1 protein-coding gene is annotated in these 5,461 nt (G+C 74.4%); it reads right to left on the bottom strand.

Annotated elements, in window-relative coordinates:
- Window positions 1–5,461, bottom strand: a 5,461-nt coding sequence (locus F3J18_RS35340; protein WP_166916754.1) for a non-ribosomal peptide synthetase, incomplete at both ends; no start/stop codon positions are given.

Raw genomic sequence — 5,461 nt, 5'->3', positions numbered from 1 at the left:
TGGCCGGCGCTGCCCTCGGCCGCGCCGCGCGCCACCGGCAGCGGCGCCTGCGCCGGCAACGCGCGCAGGTAGTCGCGCCAGAAATCCAGCAGGGCCGGTTCCTCGCGGGACAGCGCCTGCTGCGCCCAGACGCTGTAGTCGCGATACTGCACCGCCAGCGGCGCGAGCCGCGCGGCCCGCTGCTCGCGATGCGCGGCATAGGCTTCCAGCAGGTCGGCGAGGAACACCTCGGCGGACCAGGCATCGACGACGATGTGGTGGAAGCTGGCCGCCAGCACCGCGCTGTCGGCGGCGGTCTGGATCAGCGCGAGCCGGTAGGGGCGGCCCGCGGCCAGGTCGAAGGGCTCCTTGGCCATGCGCGCGAGATGGTCGCGCACGAAGCCATCCAGCATCGAGGCCGGGTTGCCGCTCAGGTTCATCTGCAGCAGGTCGGCGTCGGCCGCCACGAGCGTGGCCGCGTCCTGCGCGGCGGGCACGATCTGGCGCGGCCCCTCGTCGGTCTCGACGATGCGGGTGCGCAGGATCGCGTGGCGCGCCACGGTATCGATCAGCGCCGCGCGGAACGCGGCCGCATCGAGCGTGCCGCTCAGGCGCAGCGCGCCCACCACGTTGTGGCCGACGTGCTCGCGATGGAAGCGCTGCGCGAGCCACAGCCGATGTTGCAGCGGCGCGAGCGGGATCGCCGCGTCGGCCGGGGCGAGCGGGATGCCCGCCGGGCGCGCGGCATCGTCATCGAGCCGTTGCGCCAGTGAAGCCAGGTCCTGGGTCATGAAGAAGTCCTTCAGGGCAATCGCGCGGCCGAGTCGTGTCTCGATCGCCGCGACGGCGCGCGCGGCCAGCAGCGAGTGCCCGCCGAGCGCGAAGAAATTGACGTGGGCGTCGTCGACGCGCTCGCCGAGCAGTTCGCTCCAGATCGCCGCCAGCGCGCGTTCGGTGTCGGTGGCCAGCGGCGTGCGGGCCGCTTCGCCCTCCCCGCCCGTTTCAACCGAAGCGCGCGGCGCGGGCAGCGCCGTGTAGTCGACCTTGCCGTTGCGCGTGAGCGGCAGCGCGTCGAGCTCGACCACGTGCGTCGGCACCATGAAGGCCGGCAGCTTCGCGGCCACCGCCTGCTTGAGCCACGCGGCGCGCGCGGCCGGCGTGCCGGCGATGTCGGTCGATGCGGCGTCGAACACCATGTAGGCGACCAGTTGCAAGCCCGCCTGCGCATGCTGGTGAGTGGCCACCACCGCGTCGTAGACGCCCGCCTCGCCCTTGATCGCGTGCAGGATCTCGCTCGGCTCGATGCGATGGCCGCGGATCTTGAGCTGGTCGTCGGCGCGGCCGAGGTAGTCGAGCTCGCCCGCCGCGTTCCAGCGCACCAGGTCGCCGCTGCGATACAGCCGGGCGCCGGCATCGCTCGAGAACGGATCGGCGATCAGGCGCGCCTGCGTGAGCGCCTGGTTGCCGCGATAAGCGCGCATCAGCGAGGCCCCGCCGACGTGCAGCTCGCCCGCCAGGCCGCGCGGCAGCAACTGGCCGTGACGGTCGAGCACCAGCGCCTGCACGCGATCGATCGCGGTGCCGATCGAGGGCGCCGCCTGCCGCGCGTGCGGCGTTTGCGCCGGCACTTCCGTGGCGGTCGCCACCACGCTGTTCTCCGACGGGCCGTAGTGGTTGAACAGCCGGTAGCCGGCGCCGGCCGGCGCGCGGCGCGTGAGCCGCTCGCCGCCGGTCAGCAGGTAGCGGAACGCCGGCGTGCCGCGCCAGCCGTCGGCCAGCACCGCGTGCGCAAGCGGCGTGGCCACGAAGGCGTGGGTGATGCCGGCCGCGGCGAACCAGGCCGTCAGCTCGCGCGAGGACTGGCGCGCCGCCTCGGGCGCGAACCAGACGCTGGCGCCGGTGGCCAGGTACGGCCAGATCTCCCAGACCGCCGCGTCGAAGCCGACGCCGGCCGTCTGGCTGGCGCGCGTCGTGCGCGGCGCCTCGTGCAGCGCATAGGCGCGCGCGTGCCAGTCGCAGAGATTGGCCAGGCCGCGATGCGGGATCTCCACGCCCTTGGGCGTGCCGGTGGTGCCCGAGGTGTAGACCAGGTAGGCCAGGTCGTCGAGCGCGACGGCAACGTCGAGATCCTCGCCGTCCAGGCCGGCGGCCTCGGCGACCAGCCTGTCGAGCTCGAGCGCGGCCACGCCGGCCGGCAGCGTTTCGGGCGCCGTGCCGGCCTCCACCAGCAACTGTCGCGCGCCGCAATCGGCGACGATGCGCGCGCGACGCGCCTCGGGATAACGCGGGTCGATCGGCACATAGGCGGCGCCCAGCTTGAGCACGGCCAGCGCGGCCAGCGCGAAGCCGGGCCCCGGCGACAGGCACAGCGCGACGGCTTCGCGCGGCACCGCGCCGAGCGCGCGCAGGCGGCGCGCCAGGCGATTGGCCTGGGCGTTGAAGGCGCCATAGGCGATGCCTTGCGCGGCATCGGCGCCCGTCACGGCGAGCGCTTCGGGATGCAGGCGCGCGATCCGCTCGAGGTGGTGATGGATCGGTTCGCCGGACAGCACGCCGGTCTCGCCGAAGCCGAAGCCACGGCCGAGCGCGAGCAGCGCCTCGGCCGCGCCGGCGTCGACCACGCGCGTCTGGGCCGGCGTCAGCTCGGGCGCCGCGACCACCTGTTCGAGCAGCAGGCGATAAGTGTCGAGCAGCAGCGTCGCGCGCTCGCGGTCGAAGGCCGAGAGGCGATGGTTCAGCGCGATGCGCATCGCCTCGCCCTCGGCGCGGCAGCGCAGCGTGAGGTCGAACTTGGCGCTGCGGTCGGCGCGCCGCTCCAGCGCGAGCGTCGCCGCGCCGAAGCCGATCGCGCCGAATTCGCGCTCCTCGTAGTCGAACATGGCGCGCACCAGCTCGCCCGCCTCGCCCGCGCGCTCCACGCCGGCCAGCTCGACCATCTCGCCGTAGCCGAGCCGCGCATGGCGCCAGGCCGCCACGCTGGCCTCGCGCCAGTCGTGCAGTTGACGCGCGAAAGGCGTGCCGTCGCCGATCGTCACGCGCAGCGGCAGCACGTTGACGAACATGCCGATCATCGCCGCCGTACCCGGCACGTCGCGCCCCGCGTAGGCGGTGCCGACCAGCACCTCGGGCTCGCCGCCCAGGCGCGCCAGCAGCAGGCCATAGGCGGCCAGGTAGACGGTGGACTCGCTGACGCCTTCGCGCGCGGCCATCGCGCGCACTGCCGCGGCCAGTTCGCGCGGCAGCTCGGCGGCGACTTCGTCGCCCGGCGCCGTATCGATATCGCCGGCCTCGACGGCTTCGGCCTGCCGCGCCGCTTGCGGCAGGCGCAAGGCGGCCAGCCCGTCGGGGGCGAGGCCCGTCAACTGCTCGCGCCAGAACGGCAGCGCGGCGGCTTCGGCGGCCTGCGCCTCGGCCGAGCGGCTCCAGGCCGCGTAATCACGGTATTGCAACGCGGTTTGCGCGGCAGCCGTTTCGGCGACGAGCGTCGCGCCCAGGGCACCGCGCCGTGCGATCTCGTCGAGCAGGATCGCCACCGAACGGCCGTCGGCGATCAGGTGATGCAGGCTCAGCAGCAGGTAAGCCTGGTCCGCCGCGAGCGGCAGCCAGCCCGCGCGCAGCAGCGGCCCGTCGGCCAGATCGAAACGACGCGACTGGAAGGCCTCGATCGCCGCCTCCACGCGCGCCTCGTGCGCGGTCGACGCAAGACCGTCGAGTTCGACCGACAGTCGCTCGATCGTGAACGGCCCGGCCGCGCGCACTTCCTGTACCGGCAGGCCGTCGCGCAGCGGGAAAAAGGTGCGCAGCGCCTCGTGCTCGGCCACCAGCGCCGTCAGCACCTGCTCCAGGCGCTCGAGATCGAGCTCGCCTTGCACGCGCAGCGCGCCGCCGACGTGGTAATCGGTGCTGGCCGGGTCGTAGCTCTGCAGCAGCCAGATGCGCTGCTGGGCCGGGCTCAGCGGCACCGGCAGGCCCGGCTCGACACGCGCCAGCGCCACCGGCGCGGCATGGCCGGCCGCTTCGCGCAGATGCGCGGCCAGCGAGGCCACCGTGGCATGCGTGAACAGCTCGGCGATCGCCACCGTCACGCCGAAACGCTCGCGCAGCGCCTCGGCCAGCTTCGCGACCAGCAGCGAATGGCCGCCGAGCGCGAAGAAATCCTCGTCGGCACGCGGCGTCACGCCGCCGAGCAGCTCGCGATAGCAGGCGGCCACGCCCTGCTCCACTTCGTCGGCGAACAGCGCTTCCTCGGCCGCGCTTGCCGGCGCGGCGTCCAGCGACGGCAGCGCGCGGCGGCTGATCTTGCCGTTCGCGTCGAGCGGCAGCGTGTCGAGCAGCACATAGGCGGCGGGCCGCATATAGGACGGCAGCCGCGCCTCGACGAAGGCGCGCAGCGCGGCCTCGTCCAGCGCGGCGCCCGCTCCGGCGCGCGGCGCGACATAGGCGGCCAGCAGCTTCCCGGCCGCGGCGCGCTCGAAGGCCAGCACCTTGCATTGCCCCACCGCCGGATGCGCGGCGATCACCGCCTCCACCTCGGCCGGCTCGACGCGGAAGCCGCGGATCTGCACCTGGTCGTCGGCGCGGCCGATGAAGTGGATGCGCCCGGTTTCGTCGAGCCGCACCACGTCGCCGGTGGCATAGAGGCGCGTGCCGGCCGCCTCGCCTTGGGGCGCCAACACGAAGCGCTCGGCGCTCAGCTCGGGGCGCCCCAGGTAGCCGGCGGCCAGCCCGGCGCCGCCCACGTAGAGCTGGCCGGCCACGCCGAGCGGCACGGCGCGCAGCGCCGTATCGAGCACGTGCAGCCGCTGGCCGCGAATCGGCCGGCCGATATCGGGCAGCGCGGGCGCGCCTTCGGTCGAATCATGCGCGGCAACCTCGCCGGCCGTGGTGACCACGCTGTTCTCGGTCGGGCCATAGGCGTTGACGAGCCGGTACGCGGCGCCGGGCACGGCGCGCGACTTCAGTTGATCGCCGCCGGTGAGCAGCACGCGCAGCGCGCGCGGCGCGGCGCCGGTGGCGAGGAAGGCCTCGGCCAGCGGCGTGGGCAGGAAGGCATGGCTGATCGCCTCGGCATCGAGCCATTGCGCCAGCGCGGCCGCGTCGTGGCGCAGCGCGGCGGGCGGTTCCACCAGGCTCGCGCCCGCGCACAGCGCCGGCCAGATCTCCCAGACCGCCGCGTCGAAGCCCGGGCCGGCCAGCATCGCCACGCGCGAGCCCGCATCGAGCCCGAAGGCCTCGACATGCCAGTCCACCAGGTTGGCGAGGCCGCCGTGCGGCACCAGCACGCCCTTGGGCTGGCCGGTCGAGCCGCTGGTGTAGATGCAGTAGGCGATGTCGTCCGCGCGCGGGGCGACGGCCGGCAGCGCTTCGCCAGCGCCGGCGACATCGAGATGCGAGTCGACCACCATCACGCGCGCCGCCGCCGTGGCCGGCACGCGCGCGGCGTCGCGCCGGGTGCTCAGCACGCGCCGCGCGCCACTGTCGT

It is taken from the genome of Burkholderia sp. Ax-1720, assembly GCF_011753035.1.
Taxonomy (GTDB): Bacteria; Pseudomonadota; Gammaproteobacteria; order Burkholderiales; family Burkholderiaceae; genus Burkholderia; species Burkholderia gladioli.
The sequence above is the reverse complement of the archived record's forward strand: the minus strand, read 5'-3'. Positions and strand labels throughout refer to the sequence as shown.